General features: G+C 49.6%; 23 protein-coding genes. 21 read left to right on the top strand and 2 right to left on the bottom strand.

The annotated features are described in order from the left end of the window. The first annotated feature begins 6 nt into the window (after nucleotides 1-6). The 7 genes from GNP95_RS02350 to GNP95_RS02320 all read left to right on the top strand — a co-directional run bounded on the left by GNP95_RS02350 (nucleotide 7) and on the right by GNP95_RS02320 (nucleotide 7,435). On the top strand, nucleotides 7-1,242 hold the full coding sequence (locus GNP95_RS02350; protein WP_155609289.1) for an MFS transporter: 1,236 nt from the start codon (nucleotides 7-9) through the stop codon (nucleotides 1,240-1,242). A 369-nt stretch (nucleotides 1,243-1,611) separates the two neighbouring features. Further along, nucleotides 1,612-2,394 carry a Fe-S cluster assembly ATPase SufC gene (sufC, locus tag GNP95_RS02345; RefSeq protein WP_155609288.1) on the top strand — a complete coding sequence of 261 codons (783 nt, stop codon included), beginning with the start codon at nucleotides 1,612-1,614 and terminating at the stop codon, nucleotides 2,392-2,394. A 24-nt stretch (nucleotides 2,395-2,418) separates the two neighbouring features. Beyond that, the gene (sufD, locus tag GNP95_RS02340) at nucleotides 2,419-3,720 is read left to right on the top strand and encodes a Fe-S cluster assembly protein SufD (RefSeq protein WP_155609287.1); all 1,302 of its coding nucleotides are present in this window, start codon (nucleotides 2,419-2,421) and stop codon (nucleotides 3,718-3,720) included. Continuing rightward, on the top strand, nucleotides 3,717-4,931 hold the full coding sequence (locus GNP95_RS02335; RefSeq protein ID WP_155609286.1) for a cysteine desulfurase: 1,215 nt from the start codon (nucleotides 3,717-3,719) through the stop codon (nucleotides 4,929-4,931). Before sufD ends, GNP95_RS02335 begins: the two co-directional genes overlap by 4 nt. After that, nucleotides 4,931-5,350 (top strand): Fe-S cluster assembly sulfur transfer protein SufU, encoded by a 420-nt coding sequence (gene sufU, locus GNP95_RS02330; protein ID WP_055108886.1) that lies wholly within the window; start codon nucleotides 4,931-4,933, stop codon nucleotides 5,348-5,350. Before GNP95_RS02335 ends, sufU begins: the two co-directional genes overlap by 1 nt. Before the next feature lie 21 nt (nucleotides 5,351-5,371). Next, the gene (gene sufB, locus GNP95_RS02325; RefSeq protein ID WP_055108885.1) at nucleotides 5,372-6,769 is read left to right on the top strand and encodes a Fe-S cluster assembly protein SufB; all 1,398 of its coding nucleotides are present in this window, start codon (nucleotides 5,372-5,374) and stop codon (nucleotides 6,767-6,769) included. 171 nt (nucleotides 6,770-6,940) lie between these two features. Further along, the gene (locus GNP95_RS02320) at nucleotides 6,941-7,435 is read left to right on the top strand and encodes a spore coat protein (RefSeq protein WP_155609996.1); all 495 of its coding nucleotides are present in this window, start codon (nucleotides 6,941-6,943) and stop codon (nucleotides 7,433-7,435) included. 245 nt (nucleotides 7,436-7,680) lie between these two features. On the opposite strand, the gene GNP95_RS02315 is transcribed toward GNP95_RS02320, so the two are convergent. Continuing rightward, complete coding sequence (locus GNP95_RS02315) at nucleotides 7,681-8,727, bottom strand: HD-GYP domain-containing protein (RefSeq protein WP_155609285.1); 1,047 nt, start codon at nucleotides 8,725-8,727, stop codon at nucleotides 7,681-7,683. An 86-nt stretch (nucleotides 8,728-8,813) separates the two neighbouring features. After that, on the bottom strand, nucleotides 8,814-9,554 hold the full coding sequence (locus GNP95_RS02310; RefSeq protein ID WP_155609284.1) for a molybdenum cofactor biosynthesis protein MoaE: 741 nt from the start codon (nucleotides 9,552-9,554) through the stop codon (nucleotides 8,814-8,816). A 147-nt stretch (nucleotides 9,555-9,701) separates the two neighbouring features. Between GNP95_RS02310 and GNP95_RS02305 the strand changes: the two genes are divergently transcribed. The 14 genes from GNP95_RS02305 (at nucleotide 9,702) to GNP95_RS02240 (ending at nucleotide 22,297) form a co-directional block, all read left to right on the top strand. Further along, nucleotides 9,702-11,144: a bifunctional metallophosphatase/5'-nucleotidase gene (locus GNP95_RS02305; protein ID WP_413773727.1), complete on the top strand. Its 1,443-nt coding sequence runs from the start codon at nucleotides 9,702-9,704 to the stop codon at nucleotides 11,142-11,144. A gap of 41 nt (nucleotides 11,145-11,185) precedes the next feature. Then, nucleotides 11,186-12,016: an undecaprenyl-diphosphate phosphatase gene (locus GNP95_RS02300; protein WP_155609282.1), complete on the top strand. Its 831-nt coding sequence runs from the start codon at nucleotides 11,186-11,188 to the stop codon at nucleotides 12,014-12,016. Nucleotides 12,017-12,111: 95 nt separating this feature from the next. Then, complete coding sequence (locus GNP95_RS02295; RefSeq protein ID WP_155609281.1) at nucleotides 12,112-13,206, top strand: HD-GYP domain-containing protein; 1,095 nt, start codon at nucleotides 12,112-12,114, stop codon at nucleotides 13,204-13,206. A 111-nt stretch (nucleotides 13,207-13,317) separates the two neighbouring features. After that, nucleotides 13,318-14,454, top strand: coding sequence for a radical SAM/CxCxxxxC motif protein YfkAB (gene yfkAB / locus GNP95_RS02290; RefSeq protein WP_155609280.1), 1,137 nt, complete (start codon nucleotides 13,318-13,320; stop codon nucleotides 14,452-14,454). A gap of 18 nt (nucleotides 14,455-14,472) precedes the next feature. Then, nucleotides 14,473-15,879 carry a hemolysin family protein gene (locus GNP95_RS02285; protein ID WP_155609279.1) on the top strand — a complete coding sequence of 469 codons (1,407 nt, stop codon included), beginning with the start codon at nucleotides 14,473-14,475 and terminating at the stop codon, nucleotides 15,877-15,879. A gap of 186 nt (nucleotides 15,880-16,065) precedes the next feature. Further along, nucleotides 16,066-16,296 carry a spore coat associated protein CotJA gene (locus GNP95_RS02280; protein WP_155609278.1) on the top strand — a complete coding sequence of 77 codons (231 nt, stop codon included), beginning with the start codon at nucleotides 16,066-16,068 and terminating at the stop codon, nucleotides 16,294-16,296. 4 nt (nucleotides 16,297-16,300) lie between these two features. Beyond that, nucleotides 16,301-16,570 (top strand): spore coat protein CotJB, encoded by a 270-nt coding sequence (locus GNP95_RS02275; protein WP_155609277.1) that lies wholly within the window; start codon nucleotides 16,301-16,303, stop codon nucleotides 16,568-16,570. Between the two features lie 52 nt (nucleotides 16,571-16,622). Then, nucleotides 16,623-17,192, top strand: a complete 570-nt coding sequence (locus GNP95_RS02270) for a manganese catalase family protein (RefSeq protein ID WP_155609995.1) — start codon at nucleotides 16,623-16,625, stop codon at nucleotides 17,190-17,192. Between the two features lie 36 nt (nucleotides 17,193-17,228). Continuing rightward, a complete protein-coding gene (locus tag GNP95_RS02265) occupies nucleotides 17,229-17,429 on the top strand; it encodes a hypothetical protein (RefSeq protein WP_155609276.1) in 201 nt (66 codons plus the stop codon). Between the two features lie 360 nt (nucleotides 17,430-17,789). Next, a complete protein-coding gene (locus GNP95_RS02260) occupies nucleotides 17,790-18,500 on the top strand; it encodes a response regulator transcription factor (RefSeq protein ID WP_155609994.1) in 711 nt (236 codons plus the stop codon). 1 nt (nucleotide 18,501) lies between these two features. Next, on the top strand, nucleotides 18,502-19,728 hold the full coding sequence (locus GNP95_RS02255; protein WP_155609275.1) for a sensor histidine kinase: 1,227 nt from the start codon (nucleotides 18,502-18,504) through the stop codon (nucleotides 19,726-19,728). Nucleotides 19,729-19,919: 191 nt separating this feature from the next. Next, the gene (locus GNP95_RS02250; RefSeq protein WP_155609274.1) at nucleotides 19,920-21,209 is read left to right on the top strand and encodes an ArnT family glycosyltransferase; all 1,290 of its coding nucleotides are present in this window, start codon (nucleotides 19,920-19,922) and stop codon (nucleotides 21,207-21,209) included. Then, nucleotides 21,175-21,927, top strand: a complete 753-nt coding sequence (locus GNP95_RS02245; RefSeq protein WP_155609273.1) for a glycosyltransferase family 2 protein — start codon at nucleotides 21,175-21,177, stop codon at nucleotides 21,925-21,927. Before GNP95_RS02250 ends, GNP95_RS02245 begins: the two co-directional genes overlap by 35 nt. Further along, nucleotides 21,917-22,297, top strand: coding sequence for a DUF2304 domain-containing protein (locus GNP95_RS02240; protein ID WP_155609272.1), 381 nt, complete (start codon nucleotides 21,917-21,919; stop codon nucleotides 22,295-22,297). Before GNP95_RS02245 ends, GNP95_RS02240 begins: the two co-directional genes overlap by 11 nt. The last annotated feature ends 13 nt before the right edge of the window (nucleotides 22,298-22,310 follow it).

Here is a 22,310-nt window from a genome sequence, read left to right as displayed (position 1 = left end):
GCACGTATGAGTCAGAATAAGCCATTATTCTCCGCACCGTTTGTTATTTACTTGGCAGTGAATACCATGTTTTTCATGGGGATAGGAATTCAGGGAATTGCTATTCCTTGGCTGCTCCTCGAACAGTCCGGAGGACCCCTCTCGGTGGGAATCATGCTCTGTATCCGGGCGCTGCCCGGTATTTTTCTTGTAGGGCTGGCCGGAAACTGGGCGGACCGTTACGACCGGCGCAGGATCTGTTTTTATATGAATCTGCTGCAAGCTGTGCCGATGCTGATTATATCCTATTTGATCGGACAAGCTGCTGTGGGATATGCGTTCGTATATGCCATTACATTGTTCCTATCGGTCGGAAACACGTTTTTTGTACCTGCCGTCCGGGCGCATATGCAGGGAATGATTGAAGCCCCTTATTTAATGAAGGCAAATTCCCTTCATGAAACTACATCCCAGGCGGGGAATATAATTGGCACAGGACTGGGCGGCATCCTGGTTGCTCTTGTGAACGCGGCCAATACGCTGGCTATCGGGGCAGGCGCCTTCTTGTTGTCCGCTGTGTTAGTTATTTGCATGAAAGGGCAGCGGCATGCTGACCAGCATGCTTCGCATGAACGCCCGGGCCAAAGGAATCTGTCCATGACAGCTAAGTATATCCGGGAGCGCAGAGCCCTGCTAACAGCTATTTTGTTTATTTTGATTCCTTCACTCGTGGTACAGGTCAATAATATTCTTATTGGGGCATATGTTAAAGATATCCTTCATCTTGGCGCGGATAGCTTCAGCCTGGTCAGCATCATGTATTCAGCAGGAGCGATGCTGTCCGGGGTACTCCTGGTATCGGCAAAAAAGACCGGTACGGGACGCAAAACAATTTTTGCCGCCTTGCTGCTGCTGTCCGCCGCGCAAGGATGGTTTGGGAATACATATCATATTTCGGCTTCGGCTTCGGCCATATTTTTAGTAGGTTTCTTTGTGGTGATGTCGCGAAGCTGGATCAACACCAAGATTATGGAGGAAACGGAGGACGTGTTCGGCGGGCGAATTCAGAGCGTTGTAAATATGATGAATTCCCTCATGATTTTATTGGCTGGCCTCCTCATAGGCGTATCCGCAAGTGTATTAAGCTACCAGGCTATATATCTTACGATTGCGGGAATCGGCGCAGCGGCCGCGCTGTTGTCCTGGCATAGTTTCAAGGATGCGAATCAAGCCAAGGCACAAAGTCAATCAGGGTTTCACTGAATTTATATACCCGAATGATAAATAAGAACCTCTTACTTGCGGGCAGGCTATAGTTAAGGCGCCTTGGTAAGAGGTTTTTTAGTCTTCATTTTTGTCGAAAATGAATCACAGTGTTGGGGTTATGTCGAATTATGAATGTTCCATTGGATTTGGCAGGCTGAGGATTTGGGCAGGAGATTAGCCTTCTATCCAGCCGTGGCACGTTGCTTAAGCATCCGAAGTAGGTTAGAATAAAATGAGAATCAGTGAGAATCACTTAGAATAATTCTAAAGTGAGAATTATTGTGCTATAATGCAGGGGAGCAAAGGGAGACGTCCCTTTATAATACACGTTATGATTCTAACGACTTAATGGAGGGAGCAGTAAACATGGCTACACATTTCGTTATTGAAGGACTTAAAGCGACAATCGAGGACAAAGAGATTCTCAAGGGAATCGACATTGAAATAAAGGGTGGGGAAGTCCACGCCATCATGGGACCGAACGGTACGGGGAAAAGTACGCTCGCTTCCGCGCTGATGGGTCATCCCAAGTATGAAGTTACCGACGGCAAAGTGCTGCTTGACGGAGAAGATGTGCTGGAAATGGAAGTGGATGAGCGCGCTCGCGCAGGCCTGTTCCTTGCCATGCAATATCCGAGTGAGATCAGCGGTGTGACCAACTCGGACTTCTTGCGGAGCGCGATCAACGCCCGCCGTGGTGAAGGCAATGAGGTATCCCTTATTAAGTTTATTCGTCAAATGGAGAGCAAAATGAAGGAGCTTGAAATGAATCCTGAATTTGCGCACCGTTACTTGAATGAAGGCTTCTCCGGCGGTGAGAAGAAGCGGAACGAAATTTTGCAAATGATGCTGCTTGACCCGAAAATCGTTATTCTTGACGAGGTCGACTCCGGACTTGACATTGACGCATTGCGCATTGTTGCCGAGGGCGTAAACTCCATGCGCAGCGAAGATCGCGGATTCTTGATCATCACTCACTACCAGCGTCTTCTGGATTACATCAAGCCAGATTTCGTCCATGTCATGATGCAAGGGCGCATCGTGAAATCCGGCGGCCCTGAGCTGGCAGAGCGTCTGGAGAAGGACGGATACGATTGGATTAAAGAAGAGCTTGGCATCGTTGACGAGACAGTGGGAGAGCAAGTTTAACGGAAGGAGGAAGGAGGAGCTAAGATGACTACACAAACCGTTCTACCGGTAGAACCGGATGTATTGAAGACCGCTTCCGTGAGCAACGGAGAACCGGCTTGGTTGACGGAAAGTCGCATGAATGCATTGAAGCTTGCGGCAGAGCTTGAACTGCCGAAGCTGGAGAAGACGAGAATCGACCGTTGGAATTTGCAAAACTATGGAACGCTGCGCCAAGGGCAAGCCAGTGCAGCCCAGGAAATTCCTGAGACTGTGTCCGGTCTGGTCGATTTGAATGATCAGAGCAATTTGATCGTTCAGCGGAACTCGGCGAGCGTATTTACGAAACTCTCCGCGGATTTGGCTGCGAAGGGCGTTATTTTTACGGATCTGGAAACGGCAGCCCGCGAGCATGGCGACCTGGTGCAGAAATATCTGCATAATGCCGTGAAAAGTGATGAGAACCTGCTTACATCGCTTCATTCCGCACTGTGGAGCGGCGGCATTTTCCTCTATGTTCCGAAGAACGTAGAAATCGAGGTTCCGCTGCAAAGCATCTATCTTGTGGATGACAGCAAGACGGTATTTGCGCCGCACGTGCTGATCGTTGCTGAAGCCAACAGCCGCGTTACCTACGTGGATAATTATATCTCCGGCGACCTCGCTGACCCTATCGTGCATAACGGGGTGGCTGAAGTGTTCGTTCAAGCGGGGGCAAAGGTTCAATTTGCGTCCGTGCATAATTTGGGCGAGAAGACGACGGACTTGACGTACCGGCGCGCTGTGATCGAAAATGACGGGCGGATCGAGTGGATCGTCGGCGAGATGAGCTCTGGCGATACGATGAGCGATACCTTATCCGTGCTGAAAGGCAACGGGTCTACATCGGATGCCAAAGTCATCGCCATCGGTTCCGGCTCCCAGAAAATGAACTATACGACGAAAGCCGTTCATTTCGGAAAGAACTCGGACAGCCAAATGATTACGCGTGCGGTTATGCGTGAGCAGGCTACGGCGATCATTAACGGCGTAACCAAGATCGAGCATGGCGCTACGAAGGCGAACGGCGAGCAAACTGAGAAGGTGCTTATGCTCAGCCCGAAAGCTCGTGGAGACGCAAACCCTATCCTTCTCATCGATGAGGACGATGTTACAGCGGGTCACGCGGCTTCTGTAGGCCAAGTGAATCCTGAGCATATTTACTACCTGACTTCACGCGGCATTCGTAAAGAGGATGCAGAACGCCTTATTATTTACGGCTTCCTTGCTCCTGTCGTTGCGGATATTCCACTGGAGCAGCTGCAGCAGCAACTGCAGGCACTGGTTGAAAGGAAGCTAGGACAATGAACCCGGCGCTGATCAAAGAGCAGTTCCCGATTCTGAATCAGGAGATCAACGGGCATCCGCTCGTCTATCTTGATAGTGCCGCCAGCTCCCAGAAGCCCCGTAAGGTGCTGGATGCGCTGAGGCATTATTACGAATGGGATAATGCCAACGTGCATCGCGGCGTTCATACGCTGGGCAGCCGTGCAACGGATGATTATGAATCCGCACGCGAAAGGGTAGCCCGTTTTATCAATGCGCAGCATACGGAAGAAATTATTTTTACCCGGGGGACGACGACGGCATTGAATCTCGTCGCCTCCTCCTACGGGCATTCCGTGCTAGGCGAAGGCGATGAAATCGTCATTACGCCGATGGAGCATCACAGCAATCTCATACCCTGGCAGCAGCTGGCCTTGAAGACCGGGGCTGTCTTGAAATATATCCCGCTACAGCCCGACGGCAGCGTGTTGTTGGATGATGTGGAGAAGACTGTAACTCCTAAGACCAAGATTGTTGCTATGGCGTACGTTTCGAATGTGTTGGGCGTGGTGAATCCCGTAAAACAGATCGCCGAAATCGCTCATCGCCATGGAGCCGTCATGGTCGTTGACGGAGCTCAGAGCACGCCGCATATGAAGATCGATGTCCAGGACCTGGACTGCGATTTCTACGCTTTCTCCGGTCATAAAATGTGCGCTCCGACGGGGATTGGGGTACTATATGGTAAGAAGCGTTTGCTTGAAGCCATGGAACCGGTCGAATACGGCGGAGAAATGATCGATGATGTAGGGATGTTCGAGTCCACCTGGAAGGAGCTTCCTTATAAATTCGAAGGCGGCACACCGATTATTGCCGGGGCGGTAGGATTGGCGGCAGCTATTGATTTCCTTGAGGAGATCGGCTTGGATGAAATCCATCGCCATGAGACGAAGCTCGCGGCATACTCGATTCAGCGCCTGTCGGAAATTGATGGGATAACGATCTACGGACCGCGGGAAAGAGAAGTCGGATTGATCACGTTCAATCTGGATGATGTGCATCCTCATGACGTAGCCACGGTGCTTGATGCATCGGGGATTGCAATCCGAGCGGGACATCATTGCTGCCAACCGCTCATGCGCTGGCTTGAAGCGAGTGCAACGGCGAGAGCTAGCTTCTACTTGTACAATACGGAAGAAGACATCGACCGTTTGGCCGACGCTTTAATCCAAGCAAAGGAGTATTTCAAGTAATGCAACTTGACGACTTATATCGGCGCGTTATTATGGATCATTATAAAAACCCGCGCAACCGCGGGAAGTTTGACAATGACGTCTTGACAGTGGATCTGAACAATCCGACATGCGGGGATCGCATATCTCTTCAGCTTATCGTCGAGGACGGGATCGTGAAGGATGCGCGGTTTACGGGGGAAGGCTGCTCGATCAGCATGTCATCGGCATCGATGATGACGGAGGCCGTTAAAGGCCTTACCTTCGAGCATGCCCTCCAGCTGGCCGACCGTTTTTCTTCACTGATGAAGGGCGAGGACGTCCAATTTGACGAACTGGAAGATATCGAAGCTCTATCCGGGGTCAATAAATTCCCTGCCCGGATCAAATGCGCGACACTGGCTTGGAACGCATTGAAGAAAGGGATTCAAGAGTCATAAATTACAAGGAGGTAATCCACCATGGCTAAGAAGGCTCCCGATATAGGGGAATACAAATATGGTTTCCGCGACGAGCATAAATCTATTTTCCAGTCAGGTAAAGGCTTGACTCGCGAAATCGTAGAGGAAATTTCGAAAATTAAGAACGAACCGCAGTGGATGCTTGATTTCCGCCTGAAATCGCTCGAGCAGTTTGAGAAAATGCCGATGCCGCGTTGGGGCGGCGACCTGGATGAGCTTGATTTCGACGATATCCAGTACTACGTAAGACCGTCGGAGAAGCAAGGAAAGACATGGGAAGAGGTTCCGGCAGAAATCAAAGAAACCTTCGATAAGCTCGGCATTCCGGAAGCGGAACAGAAGTTCCTGGCCGGCGTATCCGCCCAGTACGAATCTGAGGTTGTATACCACAGCATGCAGAAGGAATTGGAAGAGCAGGGCGTTATTTTTAGCGATACGGATACGGCTCTGCGCGAGCATCCGGAGATTTTCCGCGAGTATTTCGGTACGATCGTTCCGCCGACGGATAACAAGTTTGCAGCATTGAACAGTGCGGTGTGGTCGGGAGGAAGCTTCATTTACGTACCTAAGGGCGTTAAATGTGAAATTCCTCTGCAGGCATACTTCCGGATCAACTCCGAAAACATGGGGCAGTTCGAAAGAACGCTGATCATAGCGGATGAAGACAGCTTCGTGCACTATGTAGAGGGCTGTACCGCTCCGGTTTACAGCACGAACTCCCTGCACAGCGCGGTTGTTGAAATCATTTGTAAGAAGAATGCACGCGTTCGCTATACGACGATTCAGAACTGGGCACCAAACATCTACAACCTGGTAACTAAGCGGGCTGTAGCTGAAGAGAATGCGAACATGGAGTGGGTTGACGGCAATATCGGTTCGAAACTGACGATGAAATATCCTGCCGTTGTACTGAAAGGCCGCGGAGCGAAAGGCAGCGTGCTGTCAATCGCTGTAGCCGGCAAGAATCAGCACCAGGACTCCGGCGCGAAGATGATCCATTTGGCTCCAGACACAACGTCTACGATCGTTTCCAAGTCGATCAGTAAGCACGGCGGAAAAGTAACCTACCGCGGTCTGGCATCCTTTGGCCGTCAGGCAGAGGGCGCTAAATCGAACGTCAAATGCGATACGCTTATTTTGGATAACGAGTCGACCTCCGATACGATTCCTTATAACGAAATTATGAACGATAACATCGTTCTGGAGCATGAGGCAACAGTATCGAAGGTATCCGAGGATCAGCTCTTCTATCTGATGAGCCGCGGCTTGACCGAGGATGAAGCGACGCAAATGATCGTTATGGGCTTCATCGAGCCGTTCACGAAGGAGCTGCCGATGGAATATGCAGTTGAGATGAATAGATTGATCAAATTCGAGATGGAAGGCTCGATCGGTTAATCGTAGAATTTGGTCCACATGGAATAACCTTTACAAACATCGCGGGTGATAAGCCCGCGGTGTTTTTTTGTCTAGAGATTGCTCCTGTGTTGGCGTCACTCTTTGGGCGGCTGCTGAATAGGCTATAGCATACCGCCTAGGAGGGATTTCGAATTGTCTAAAAATAACCAAATGTATCAACACCCGCATTTAGCGTGGCATGAGACTATGGAGCTGCATGAATTAACGGCGTTTCAAACCAACCAGCTCGAGAATTTCAAGATGGTGGTGAACGATGTTTCCAACCCCCAGCTTAGAGCCCTATACCTAGAAGCCATCAAGAGCCTTGAGCACAATTTGAAGGAGCTGCTGCAATTTTACCCGAAAGCGCCGCAATGGCCGCAGGGAACGAGACAGAGTAAAAATCCGGGCATGGATTTAACGCCATTTTATGCGGGGCAGCTGCTCGGGTTCGCCAAAATAGCGGTGCGTACTTATGCGGCTGCGATTACGGAAACAGCAACACCTCAGCTGAGAGAGACCTTTACGAAGCAGTTGAATGCCGCAATCCAACTGCATGCGAAGACATTCAACTTCATGTATGAAAAAGGGTATTATCCAGCCTATGATTTGCCGAAGCTGCTGGCGAACGATGTTGCCAATGCCAACCGGGTGTTAGCTCTGTAAAGGGATTCGTTTCATGCAAATGAGATATGTCTTTATAAAACAAATGTGCATGCCTGAGAGGTATTCATCTACCTGCTTAGGCATGTTTTATTTATATTTTCCTTGTACGGGCGCTTAACTAAGCTGATCCTATGCCGGAGTCATATAGTGGATATCAAAACTGCAAAAACTCCTTACGAAAAACCCTCCCGCAGCACAGGCGCGGAAGGGTTTTGGTTATGTATGATCCAAATATAAGTTCAGTCCTAAATATAAACCTCAGTAATCGACAGCTCCCGTTCTTTGGACAAGTCTACGAACCTGTCGTCTGTCTGAACGAGCGGGCGGAAGAAATCTGTCTGGTTCGTCATTACGATTGAACCAACTTCCCCGGAATTCAGCAGCACCTTCTTGCCGATAAAGTTCGGCAGCAGGTGACTGATAAGGGCTTGGGTCGGCTCAGGACTCAATTTGCCAAAGCTAAGGGAATTCAATTCCCGCAAAACAGTAAGCAGCTCCTGCTTGGATTGGTAGACGCGGTTGGAGGTCATGGCGGTATAGACATCCGCTACTGCTGCTATTTTGGCATAAGGATGAATCTCATCCTTGCGCAGCCCCTTAGGGTATCCGCTTCCATCTTCCCGTTCATGATGCTGCAGGGCAACCATTGCAGAGATTTCGTCTCCCGTAGAATTCAGAATGATTTCGGAGCCGTACAATGTATGACGTTTGACCTCATCAAATTCCTCCGGCGTCAGCTTGCCGGGCTTGCCGAGAATGTCTTGGGAAATCATGCATTTGCCGATATCGATCAAATAGCCGGCCTTGCCGACTTGATAAGCCTTTTCTTTAGGATAACCAAGCCAAGTTGCGATATAATAAGATAGCATTCCGACTTGCATGGAATGATTATATGTATAATTATCACCGTTATTCAGCAGCAGTAAGAGGGATACGACATCCTTCTGGCCGACTAGTTCATCTACCAGGGGCTGCAGCAGCTCATCGACTTTGGATTCATCAAAGGTACCGCTGGATAGCGCTTCCAGAAAAATGTCTTCGTAACCGTCAACAGCTTCGTTGAATAGCGGTGCAACTTTCATGACGGGATCTTGGTGGGCGTTGTTTGCAGCACGTTCGATGTCTATGGTGCGAGGTTCAATGTCGATGTAGTCGATTCCGTGCTGCATTAGCTTCACGATCGCATCATTGGTCAGTTCTGTTCCTTTATGCAGAATTAATACGCCGAATTGATTGAAAATATCATGCTTAAGACGGTCGCCGGGGCTGATTTCGATCACATGTAATTTCAAGAACGATGACACCTCATAATCCGCAGTTTTTCTTAATGATAGCAGGGAATAACTGGATTGGCAATGAAATTATAGGTCTTTGGATGCTATTGCTGTGATATTTGTCCTGGCGCAGCTGGATTCCATGGTCCCTGTCCATGCCCCTTCCATTCCGTGCCGTCCTCCCAGACTTCCTTCTTCCAAATAGGAACGATTTGTTTCAGTCTTTCGATGGCATAACGGCTTGCAGCATAGCTATCACTGCGGTGAGGTGTGGAAACGGCGATGATGACGCTGATTTCGGCGATATCGACTTTCCCGACCCGATGGCTGATGGCGCAAAGGGTGCCTGGCCATTTTGCAGCGATTTCTTCGCCGATCTGCTTCATTTTGGACAGGGCCATAGGAATATAAGCTTCGTATTCCAGATGGATCGTTCGCTGATCGCCGGTCATTTCCCGCGTCGTTCCGACAAAGACTAGCGATGCGCCATGGTTGGCCGTGTTAACTTTTTGGGTCACTGCGCTAACCGAGAGGGGCTGCGAACTGATCTCGTACATCTGGTCTTCGGGATCGAGCAAGTCCTGCTCCTGATCCTCTAGGCCTCCGGACACGGGAGGGATGAGAGCAATTTCGTCCTGCTCGGTAATGAGGAGCCCGCCAGCCGCATATTCTTGATTGACGGCTAGAAAAGACAGGCTCACCAAAGACGCTGCCTCCGGATATTGATTGGCGATTTCCTGTTTTAACCGGTCAGCGGTTATGGCGTTCTGAGGATATGTGATTTCGATTTGCGAAGCGCCGATACGGTCAGCCAGCCCCGCGAATAGAAAAATTGTCAGCATCATTTCTAACTCACCCCGTAATACTTAATAAACCCCTATAATATATCATATTTAGGGAGACAATGATTAAATTTGAGGTATATAATATTTTACATCTAAACGTTTTACCAGAACGGCTGAACAGGTAGAAACCGAGGGGGGACAATCATGCTGCCGGATACGAACCAGGATATGTTAACGATACTGTATACCAACGATTTGCACAGCCATTTCGGCGCCATGAAGCGGATTGCCTCGATGGTGAACGGCTTTCGCGAGCAGGAGAATGGGGCCTTGCTGCTGCTGGATATCGGCGATCATATGGACCGGGCCGCTCCCGAGACAGAAGGCACGATGGGACAAGCCAACGTGGATGTTCTGAACCTGATGAGGTATGACGCCATCACGATAGGCAATAACGAGGGACTGACCTTTACACCGGATCAACTGGGGCAGGCTTATGCAGGATTAGCGTGCGAGGTTGTCTGTGCGAACATGCTGGATGCCGTGACCGGCAAACCGCCTGTATGGATGAAGAAGCAAACTGTGCTTGAGCGGGGAGGCTTCAAAATCGGTTTGGTCGGCGCAACGGCAGCCTATGCCGAGTTTTACAAGCTGCTCGGCTTGACTGTGCTCGATCCGCTAGATTCGATAGCGAAATCGGTTAATGAATTGCGCAGCGAAGCTGATCTCGTCGTAGTGATGTCCCATCTAGGCCTGTCCTTCGATCGCCAGCTTGCAGAGCAGGTTCCCGGGATCGACCTGATTCTTGGCGGCCATACCCATCATCTGCTGGAGGAGCCGTTGTGGATCAGACAGACGGCCATTGCGGCTGCCGGGAAATTTGGACGGCATCTCGGGCAAATTACAATTGGACGGGACGAACTTACCGGGGCAGCGAAGGTCATCTCTGGCATCTGCCTGCCTGCCGAGAGCGGACCGGAAGATCCTATGGTAGCTAAAGCGCTGGAAATACATAAGCACCGGGCTGTAGAGCGGATGGCTCGAACGGTAGCGGTAATCGAAGAGGAATTGCCAATCCGCTACGATGCCGAATCTCCGTTTGGCAATTTGCTGGCGCAGGCGGTAAGGCGATTTACGGGAAGCGACTTGTCGATCATCAATAGCGGCCAACTGCTCACAGGACTGCCTGCCGGAGAAATTAGCGAAGGCATGCTTCATGAGCGCTGTCCCTCGCCTATCAATCCTTGCCGCATGAATTTGCTGGGCAAGCATATATTGTACAGCCTGGAGGAATCGCTGCTAGCTGATTTTACGGACAAGGCGATCTTCGGGTTTGGCTTTCGCGGCAAGCAGCTCGGCGGCATCTGTGTTGATGGCATGGAAATCATTTATGACCCGGAAGGCGCGCCATTTCATAAAGTCATCGAAGCGAGCGTAAAGGGCGTTCCGATTGTTCCAGAGGGCATTTATTCGGTGGGCACGCTTGACATGTTTACGTTTGGCATCGGCTATGAATGCCTGAAGCAGGGCAGCGAGCAGGAATTTCTGCTGCCGGAGTTCTTAAGGGATCTGCTGCGGATGGAGCTTCAGACGGCAGGCGCCGTTGAGAGCTGCTTCTATCGCCGCTGGAAAAGCCGAACCGTGGGCTGAATTGAAAAGCGGCCTGGCCGCTTAATGAAGAGGAGGGGGCCATGAATTTTATTGTCGCGGTTATTTTGGGGATTGTAGAGGGTTTGACCGAATTTATCCCGGTATCTTCGACAGGCCACATGATATTGACAGCCAAGTTGTTGGGTTATGACGACTCTACTCCCGAGATGAAAACTTTCATGATTGTGATTCAGCTAGGGGCAATTTTGGCTATTTCATGGGTATACAGGGAACGGATTATTCGTTTACTAGGGTTAAGCAAGGAACCTGTGCCTGTATTTCGGAACCAAATACCAGCAAGACGTCTTGATCTCCTGCATGTCATTTTGGGCATTGCACCGGCTCTTGCAGTCGGTTTCTTCTTCAGGGATTTCATCAAAAGTCTGTTCAGTCCCCAGACCGTCCTCTGGGCGCTGCTCGCCGGCGGTATATTTATGATCGCAGCCGAATGGTTCTCCAAGAACAAGGCCCAGGTAACTGCCAAAGATATGGATCAGCTTACCCATAAGCAGGCGCTAATGATCGGACTGTATCAATGCATATCCGTCTTGTGGCCAGGCTTCTCCCGTTCCGGCTCAACCATCGCGGGCGGCATGTTTAGCGGGGCAAGCTATAAGGCTTCCGCTGACTTCTCTTTCCTGATCGCAATACCGATCATGTTTGCTGTATCGGGTTATGAAATGCTGGATTCCTACCGATATTTTACTATAGATACTATAGGATTATTTGCAGTCGGTTTTATCATTTCGTTTATTGTGGCTTATATCGTGGTCATGGCCTTCTTAAAATCCATTCAGAAAATTCAGCTCAGGCATTTCGCTTATTATCGTTTCCTTCTTGCTGCTTTATTTTGGACTTTCATCATGCGATAGTTTCGGGCGACAAGCCAGTCATATCACATTATAAAGCCGCTTTTCGCAATGACATACATTACTAACCTAACCATAGAGACGGAAGTGGATTTATCATGCGATTAATACCAATCAACTCACTCCAGCCCGGGATGAAATTGGGAAAGAAAATATATAACGAGGACGGCATCATCCTTTTATCCGAAAATGCAGAGCTTACCGAGGCCGTCATCCGGCGTCTGCGCCGTCATGGCCTGAATTTCGTGTATGTGGCCGATCCGCGAACAGAGGACGTCGTTCCCGTCGATATGATCGAGGAGGAGACACGGCGCAGGGCGCTGAAGGAGATTCGAACGAACTTCCGGAAAATGACTGGCCCAGCGGTTAAAGGTCTGGTCTATCCTTATCTGGGCAAGACGTTCTCCGGCCTCGTTGAGGAAATTATGGATGATCTTAGCGCCAGGGAAGACGCCATGATTATGATGATGAATGTCAACAGCATGGATCATTATTTGTACAGGCATTCCCTCAATGTTTGCATTTATACGATTCTGTTAGGGCAAATCCACGGATATTCCAAGAGCGATCTGACTCTCCTTGGCCTTGGCGCCCTGCTGCATGATATTGGAAAAACGAAGCTCCCGCTACCGCTGCTGACCAAGGCAGGCAAGCTGACGGATGCGGAGTACGAGCAGGTCAAGCAGCATGCCGAGCTCGGGTTTAAGATGCTTAAGGATGAGCCTGGCATTCCGTTAGTTTCCGCGCACTGTGCTTACCAGCATCATGAGCGTTTGAACGGCAGCGGCTACCCACGGGGACTCAAGGGAGAGGAAATCAGTGAGTTTGCCCGCTGGATCGCCATTACGGACTCATACGATGCTATGACGACACACCGGGTATATCGCTCTGCGATGCTGCCTCATCAGGCGCTTGAGGTATTATATACAGGCTGCGGCCATTTATACGAGAAGTCCAAGCTGGAGGTATTTCGCGACCGGGTCGCCATCTATCCGCTAGGCATGGCGGTCAGGCTCAGCACGGGAGAAAAAGGCATCGTCGCCAAAATTCACGGCATCTTCCCGCAGCGCCCCGTCGTTCGCGTATTGACCGACCCGGACGGGGAGGATCTGAAGGTGCCTTACGATGTGGACTTATCGCAGCAATTATCCGTGGTGATTACAGAAGTAGACGGAATGAACCAAATTGGTTAACATTATTGAGGTAGAATCTTTAGGCGTAATAAGGTTTTTTGAGGGAAGATGTGCCGGAATAGAGCACTCTTTTCTTTTTTAGGTTAATAAAAGAAATAAGGTGGGCCAATAATGAAAATACTTAAGCATAACTCTGCGATGACAGCAACGGTGAATCCAAAGGATGATCCCTGGGATCCGATCGTTTCCCTGCGTGAGTTCGGACGCCATGTGCTGACCAGCGTGGAAATGACGGTTACGAACTTGTGCAACATGCGCTGCGAGCACTGTGCCGTCGGGGACAGCCTGGTGCTGAAGGAACCAGAGCAAATACCGCTGGATTTGATGCTGCGTCGCCTGGATGAAGTGGAGCATTTGCGGACGATCAGCATTACCGGAGGTGAGCCGACCTTCCGCAAGCAGATGGTGGACGAGAAGATTCTGCCGATTTTGAAATACGCGAAGGAGCGCGGGATCCGCTCGCAGATCAATTCTAACCTGACCCTCGATTATGAGCGGTACGAGAAACTGATCCCCTATCTGGATGTGATGCATATCTCGTTCAACTATACGAATGAACAGGATTTCTATGAGATAGGCTTTGCGAATAGCGGGCATCCTGTGAAGAAGGAAATCGCCTACAAGCTGTATCACACGATGATGGAGAATTCGCGGAAATTGAGCGAGGCGGGGATGTACATATCGGCCGAATCGATGATCAATTACCGCACTCACGATAAGCTGCCGGCAATTCATAAGCTGATTACGGAAATGGGCTGCCGCCGGCATGAGGTTCATCCGATGTATGCATCCAATTTCGCCAAAGGGCTGCCGGTGTTATCGCTCGATGAAATGCGCCAGGCGATTCATTCTTTGCTCGATGAGCGTAATAAAGAGATATGGATGTTGTTTGGGACCCTCCCATTTTATGCTTGCAATAACAGCGAGGCCGATGCCGCTTTGCTGAAGCGGCTGCGCGAGGAACCGATGGTCACGGTACGGAATGATCCGGACGGCAGAAACCGGGTAAACGTGAATATGTTTACGGGGGAAGTGTTCGTAACGGATTTTGCAGACATACCTTCTTTCGGCAGCGTGCATGAGGAACGGTTGGATGTTATTTTTGCCAAATGGCTGAACGAACATCCGCTCAATCAGAAAGTAAATTGTTATTGCGAGGCGGCCAGCTGCTGCGGTCCAAACCTGCTCGTTGCAGACATGTATTATAAGGACACCGACTTCAAATCCCGCAAAGCAATCACATTTTAGAAAAGAGGCGCTGTACCTATGCCCGATGGACATACGGAGTTTGAGATTGGCAAGCTGATATTCAATTTGTTTCTAGTCATTATTTTAGTGCTTTTGAATGGGTTTTTCGTTGCAGCGGAGTTTTCACTCGTTAAGGTGCGTCAGTCCAGGCTGACCCAACTCGTCAGCGAAGGCAACAAGCGTGCAACCTATGCGCTCAAAGTAAATAAAAAACTGGATGCCTATCTATCAGCTACACAATTGGGAATTACGTTGGCCTCACTTGGGCTGGGCTGGGTCGGTGAGCCGGCCATATCTGAATTGCTGATCGAACCTTTGATGCATAAAATCGGCGTAACGGATTCGACGCTGATTGCTACCGTTTCGGTTGCGGTAGGGTTTGCGATCATTACATTTTTGCATATCGTTATCGGGGAGCTCGCTCCGAAATCGCTTGCGATCCAGAAATCGGAGTCGACTTCGTTATGGCTTTCTGCTCCGCTCCTATTCTTTTATCGAGTATTCCTGCCAGTCATCTGGCTGTTGAATTCGGCGGCGAATGGTTTGCTCAGGCTGATCGGCATCGAGCCGGCAGGCGAGGGAGAGGCTGCCCATTCGGAGGAGGAAATCCGCATTTTGATGGATCAGAGCGCGAAGAGCGGTGTCATCGACCAAGACGAGATGAAGCTGATGGACAATCTGTTTGATTTCTCTGACTTGCTGGCACGGGAGGTCATGCTGCCGAGAACTGATATGGACTGCCTGTACACGAATCTCACTTGGGAAGAAAATATGAGGATTGTGGAGGAAACGAAACATTCCCGATATCCGGTTGCCGTAGATGACAAGGATCAGATCATCGGATTTGTTCATCTGGCCGATCTGTTCCTGCCAGACGGAGGCAGCTCTAAGAATATTGCTGCCATCGTGCGGCCGATCCTGAATGTGCCTGAATCCATGGAAGTCAGCCATGTCCTGCGTCTTATGCAGAAGAAACATTCCCAACTGACCGTTGTGGTAGATGAATATGGGGGCACGGCTGGATTGCTCACAGCTGAGCGAATTATGGAGGAAATCGTCGGCGATCTTTATGATGAGTTCGACATAGATCGCCCTGAAGTTGAGAAGCTCAGCGACGGCACCTTTTCAGTTGACGGGCGGATGCTCATCGAAGACGTAAATGATTTGACAGGGGTCACGATCGAACACGATAAAGTGGACTCCATCGGGGGATGGCTGTTTAAAGAACTGGACGGGGCCCCTGCCGTAGGGAGAAGCGTTCAGGTCGAGAATATGCTTATTGAAGTGGCCGAAGCCGAACCGCTTCGCATCATGCGGGTGAATATCAAGCAGCTCGTAGATCAGGACGGAACGCAAGAATCAGCTGACGATACGACGGATGCGGAATCGAATGAGAAATCCCAAGAATACGAGCCCGGTGTTTAAAGAAGAAAACTCCTATATCAAGGCGAGGGAATCGCTTTGATAGGAGTTTTTTTTTGTTTTTTGCTGTATTGCTGCGATTGGTGGTTCATATTCTGGGCGAACGTCATATGTTAATGGTGAGGATCGGGAGTGGTGTCTTGTCTCCCTATATAGCCGAACAATTAATGACAGAAGGAGGAACGATCATTGAATCATTCGTTAAGTCATCCCCAAGAGGTAGCCTGGGCCCCCTTTGTCGGCCCTTTTGACCCCTGTCCGCCGATATTATGCAAGACGTACAGTACGCCGCCGCAGCTGTTTATGCACTTTCAACCGCTGAATCTTCCCCAGTTCAGTCCGGAGGAAGCGTTAAGGCATGGAACGTTGTGGCCTGCACTCTACAGTCCCTATGAATCCAAGTGGGGAAAAGGAAGGTGAGATAATGTCACACAAAGGCAATTTGGACCCGCAATTTTATGAGATGCTCGAAAAGCTGCAGGCGCTCGATTTCGTGCTTGTCGAATTAAACCTCTTCCTCGATACACACCCCGATGATTTAGCCTCGATTCAGCAATACAATCAGCTTGTCCAGGAACGCACTCAGCTTGCCAACCATTTTCAGCAGCTCTATGGTCCCCTGATGAACTTCGGCCATTCTTATTCGAAATTTCCATGGGAATGGTCGAAGGTACCGTGGCCTTGGCAGGTATAATGCCTGCCCCACGGCCGTCTGTTGAAAATGATTAAGGAGGGAAATGCAGAATATGTGGGTCTATGAGAAAAAGCTCCAGTATCCCGTACGGGTAGGAAAATGTGATATTCGAATGGCGAAGCTGCTGATCGAGCAGTACGGGGGAGCGGATGGGGAACTGGCCGCAGCCCTGAGATACTTGAATCAGCGGTATACGATACCCGATAAGGTTATCGGTCTTCTCAATGATATCGGGACCGAAGAATTCGCGCATCTCGAGATGATTGCTACCATGGTATATAAGCTGACCAAGGATGCCACGGTAGAGGAGCTGAAGGCTGCGGGAATGGATCCTTACTATGTCAATCATGATAAGGCCTTGTTCTATGAGAATGCTGCCGGCGTGCCGTGGACGGCAACCTATATTCAAGCCAAGGGCGACCCCATCGCCGATCTGTACGAGGACATCGCGGCAGAGGAGAAGGCTCGGGCTACATATCAGTGGCTCATCGACATGACCGATGACGTCGACTTGCAGGACGGTCTTAAGTTCCTGAGGGAGCGGGAGATCGTGCATTCGCTGCGATTCCGCGAAGCGGTGGAGATATTGAAGGATGACCGGGATAAGAAGAAGTTTTTTTGAGTGACGCTCTAATATTGATATAAAAGGTGGTAACCGATGTCCAAGTCAAAACGCGGAAAAGCGTTGTGGACGCTTCCTTCCAGAGGCCGCGGCACCTGCCCGGTATGCAGAAGCACGCGCATCAAATTGCTGTATGCGAGAAAAAGCGGCTCTGAGCAGGTCTTGAAAGTGTGCAAACGCTGCTTTCATGCTTCTCAGGAAAAAATCGACGCTGCCGCTGGGGCGCTTAGCGTGTAGTAGGGGAGCGCAAAATTTATTCTAACGAGCAAATTGGCATTGTTTTTACCCTCAAGAAACGATTTAAAGACAGTCTTTTGGCTGTCTTTTTATCATTATACGCCTAGCATGGGTGTTATCTCTTAGGTGAGAGTCATCAAAAGGGGCATGAGGTGTAGCGATATGAGAAAGCTTCGCCTGCCGTAGCAATTTGTGCTGAAATTAAGAAAAACTTAAGCATTTGCGTTCAACCTTCTTAAGATCTGACGATTATAATAAGGTCACCCGCAGGAGATACCGGGCAGGGATCTCTAGAGATATGGTATATTTACAACAGGGTTAGTTGTAACAATGACACAGAACAAAGCAGGGGTGCCGATCATGTCCAGAGAGTCGATTCTACTCGTTGATGATGAGAAGGAAATTATTGAATTGATGGAGATCTATCTGAAGAATGAAGGATATAATCTTTACAAAGCTTCCAACGGCTTGGAGGCTCTTCGTATTGTGCAAATTCACGATATAGATCTTATCATTCTAGATATTATGATGCCTGAGATGGACGGCATAGAGGCCTGCATGAAGATCAGAGAGCAAAGGAACACGCCGATTATTATGCTGTCTGCAAAAAGCCAGGATATTGATAAGATCACAGGGCTCAGCATCGGAGCGGACGATTACGTGACCAAGCCGTTCAATCCGTTGGTGCTGATTGCCCGCGTCAAATCTCAGCTCCGCAGATATAAGCATTTGAACCGCCAGGATTCAAAAAAGAGTGAACACGAAATCGTCATTGATGAGCTGGTGATCAATACCGCGACCCATACCGTAACCGTGGACGATCAGGAAGTGAAGCTGACGCCCCGTGAATTTGCCATTCTGGAAATGCTCGCTCTGAATCAGGGGATCGTGCTCAGCATGGACAAGATCTATCAGGAGGTATGGAACGAACCGTTCATGGATTCTAAAAACACAATTATGGTTCATATTCGGAAAATTCGTGAAAAAATCGAAAAGGATAAGCAAAATCCACAATTTATAAAGACCGTGTGGGGCATCGGTTATAAAATGAAGTCGTCAAAGGAGTTGTAACATGACCCGCATGAAGCTGTTCAATTCCATCCGATGGAGATTCTTGCTGATCCACATTGTAAGCAGTCTGCTAACCGCCCTAGTTTTGCTTCTAGGCAACTTGCTTGCGAATTATATTTTGCAATTCAATAAGATCAATGCGGCGCTCGTATGGGTGATTAACCATATTGGCTCCATGCCTGTCATGGTCGTGTCTGGAGCTGCTCTTTACTTATTTTTCTATTACATGTTAAGCAGACCCCTGGTTCGATACGCCAGCGAAATCGCAGATACCCTGCAGCTCATGGAGAATGGCAAGTTCCATGCACCCGTGCCGGTGCAATCTCCCCACGAGCTTGGCCTGATTGCTTCCCGGGCAAATCGCGTCGCCGAAGAGCTGAACGAGTATTTGCGGGAAATCAACCATGGGCTTCAGGAAATTGCCAAAGGACATTTTCAGTACGATATCCCGGTCAAGCCTGATCATGATTTGGGTGAGATTGCAAAGAGCATAAATGAAATGAGCGCGCAATTGCACCATTCCATACAGGAGGAGCGGAAAGCGGAGAAGACAAAAAATGACCTGATCACCGGGGTGTCGCACGACCTGAGAACACCGCTCACTTCAATTCTGGGATTTCTGGAGCTGATCGAAAAAGACCGCTATTTCGATGAGGTCGAGCTTCGCTACTATATTGGCATTGCCTATGAAAAGTCCGTGACGTTAAAAAAACTCATCGATGATCTATTTGAATATACGCGGATTAATAACGATATGCCGCTAGATCTGAAGCAGATCGACATGAATGATTTTTTCCGGCAGCTTGCCGAGGAATTTGTGCCTAACCTGGAGAGCGCGGGCGTATCCTGCCGTGTCCATGCGCCTGATCATCCTGTCATCATTAAAGCCGATGGAGATCATCTCGTTCGAGCTTATGAGAATTTAATCTCCAACGCGATTCGATATGGCAGTGCCGGCAAACGTATCGATATTTACATTCAGGAACGAGAAGACAAGGCCATCATTCAGGTCGTGAACTATGGCGATCCGATCCCTGAACGTGATTTGCCGTTTATATTTGACCGATTTTATCGGGCCGATAAATCCAGATCCAAGCAGACAGGGGGAGGCACGGGACTTGGGCTTGCCATTACCAAAAGCATCATCGAGGTTCATGGCGGCACCATATCCGCGAGCAGCAGCGAACGGCAAACCTGTTTTGAAACGATCCTCCCTGCAACCGAATAAATGCGTCGACTTCAGCCTTTCACGATTGTGAAAGGTTTTTTGTTGTCTGTTCCTCTGAAACATAAGCAGTTGCACTGTTTTATTTAAGAATTTGTTAAGCAATCCGAAGCCATTTATTAAGAAGTCTATTATACGGTTATAGATGTGTAATTGACGCATCAAGACCGCCTGACATGAAAGGAGTAACCACCATGCTGAATAGAGCAATTCGTTGTCATCCGCCTAAACCGAGGCTCGCCATTGTACTCGTGATACTTATTTTCGCCTTGGCTGCCTTTCTGAGAATAGACTTTCTCACCTCTGTCCATCACAAGGTATCCCATGACTCCATTTATTACGACGAAATGGTAAGGCAGCTGCTGGAGACGGGGGTTTATGCCTATAAAGATACGGAGCCGAACGCGCAGGTTACGCCGGGATACCCTTTATTCATGGCTGCAGTCTACAAGCTGGCCGATTATGAGCGCCAGGATCCTTTTCCGGCAATCCGGTACACCCAGGTGGCGATGAGTCTCCTGACGTTATGGCTGATCTATGCTATTGCCAAAAGGCTTGGAGGACGTACCGCCGGTATCGTGGCCTTATTGATTGGAGCCGTATATCCGCCGTTTGTCTGGAGCAATGCGAGCATTCTCACCGAGACCTTGGCGACATTGTTCTTCGCGGCCTACGTCTATCTGCAGCTCCTTGTATTCGAAAGGAAGACGCCTGCCTCTGCTTTACTGGGCGGGGCCGCTATGGGACTCCTTGTCCTGACCCGGCCTGAATTTTTGATCCTCCTGTTTCCGATCTATATTTTTCATTATTTTTGGAAAAAGGAGGCACGTAAGACCTTAAAGCTGTTTTTGTTTACCGTGATCGGGACGGCCGCGGTGCTGTCTCCATGGGTAGTACGGAATATGATTACGCTGAATGAAGTCGTGGTGGCGTCCACCCAGGTGAATCCTTTTCAAGCAGGAACCTACCCGGACAAAAACTATGATGACGGATTGGTCGACCGCCGGGGGAAGACGCAAATGGAAATTGCCAAGGAGCGCTTGAAGATCGGCTTTACGGAGCATACCTGGGAATTCGCCAAATGGTATACGTACGGCAAGCTAAAACATACGTACTCCAAAATGTACTTTGGCAGCGGTCATGAGCCGCTATATCCGGTGATACCGATTGTCCCGTGGAGCTGGCTGAACTGGCTGCATCGCGGGCTGGTCTTCTCCGCTCTCGCCTCGCTTTTCGTATTTGCGAGAAAGTGGAGACAGCCTGCTGCAATACTTGTGATTATCCTTGTGACGATGTCGCTGGTCAGGCTCGTTTTCGTGCCGGAATACCGGTACAACTATACGGTCATGCCGTTCATAATCATCACAGTCAGCATCGTTGGCGTCGCCCTGATTCGCAAATGGCTGCCTGCCAAGCAAACGGTCTTAACTGCTGAAAGGAGTGTAAACGATGTTTCACCATCGCCATCATCATCTCAATCATGACAAGGTTCTCGCCATCGTACCTGCCTACAACGAGGAGGAAGGCATTGAACAAGTGATCGCTTCACTGCAGAAATATGCACCCTATGCAGACATTCTGGTGGTCAATGACGGTTCAACGGATGATACGGGACTGCTCGCAGAGAATGCGGGAGCTGCGGTACTCCATCTCTGCAGCAACCTGGGCATCGGCGGCGCCGTACAGACCGGTTATCGGTATGCTGCAGAGAACGGTTACGATTATGCCGTCCAGATTGACGGCGATGGCCAGCATGATCCCGCTGATCTTGCCAAGCTGCTCTGCTGTATGCGCAAGACAGGTGCAGATATGGTCGTAGGCTCCCGTTTTATCGAAAAAGAGGGCTTCCAATCCACGTTTGCTAGAAAGCTAGGCATTGATCTGCTTGGGGGTCTGGTTACACGATTGACCGGAAAACGAATCACCGACCCTACCTCGGGCTACCGTTTATGCAACCGCAGGGCAATTACTTTGTTTGCACAGCAGTATCCTACAGATTATCCAGAGGTCGAAGCTCTCGTGATGCTCGATAACTGCCAGCTGTCCTTTCAAGAAATTCCTGTAGTGATGAAAGAGCGGCAAGGCGGCGTGTCCAGCATCTCGCCTCTCCAATCCATTTATTATATGTGCAAGGTGATCTTAGCTATTCTCATGATGAAGACAAGGAAAAAGAAAGTGTGGGAGATGAGTCATGAAACCTGATATCTATTTGTTCAGCTTCTTCATCAGCCTCAGCTTCGCCGCGACGATTCTTTATCTTATCCGCAATCAAAAACTGAAGGAGCAGTACGCATTGCTCTGGCTGACACTCAGCGTCATGATGATGGTTCTGACCTTATTTCCATCCGTCTTGGACGATGTGGCCAGACGGATCCGCATTGAGTATGCCCCATCGCTGCTTTATCTGCTTAGTGTGGTAGGGATTTTATTTATTCTGCTTCACCTTACGATGGCCGTATCCTCACTTGCCCAGCGCAATGTGGAATTGATCCAGACCCTTGCCCTGCATGAGCGTAAAATCCATGCCTTGATGAAGCAGAACGGGCAGTCCGGGAAGGAGGAGGGAACCTGAGGTCAGCATGGAA

It is taken from the genome of Paenibacillus woosongensis (genome assembly GCF_009725165.1).
GTDB lineage: Bacteria > Bacillota > Bacilli > Paenibacillales > Paenibacillaceae > Fontibacillus > Fontibacillus woosongensis.
The sequence above is the reverse complement of the archived record's forward strand: the minus strand, read 5'-3'. Positions and strand labels throughout refer to the sequence as shown.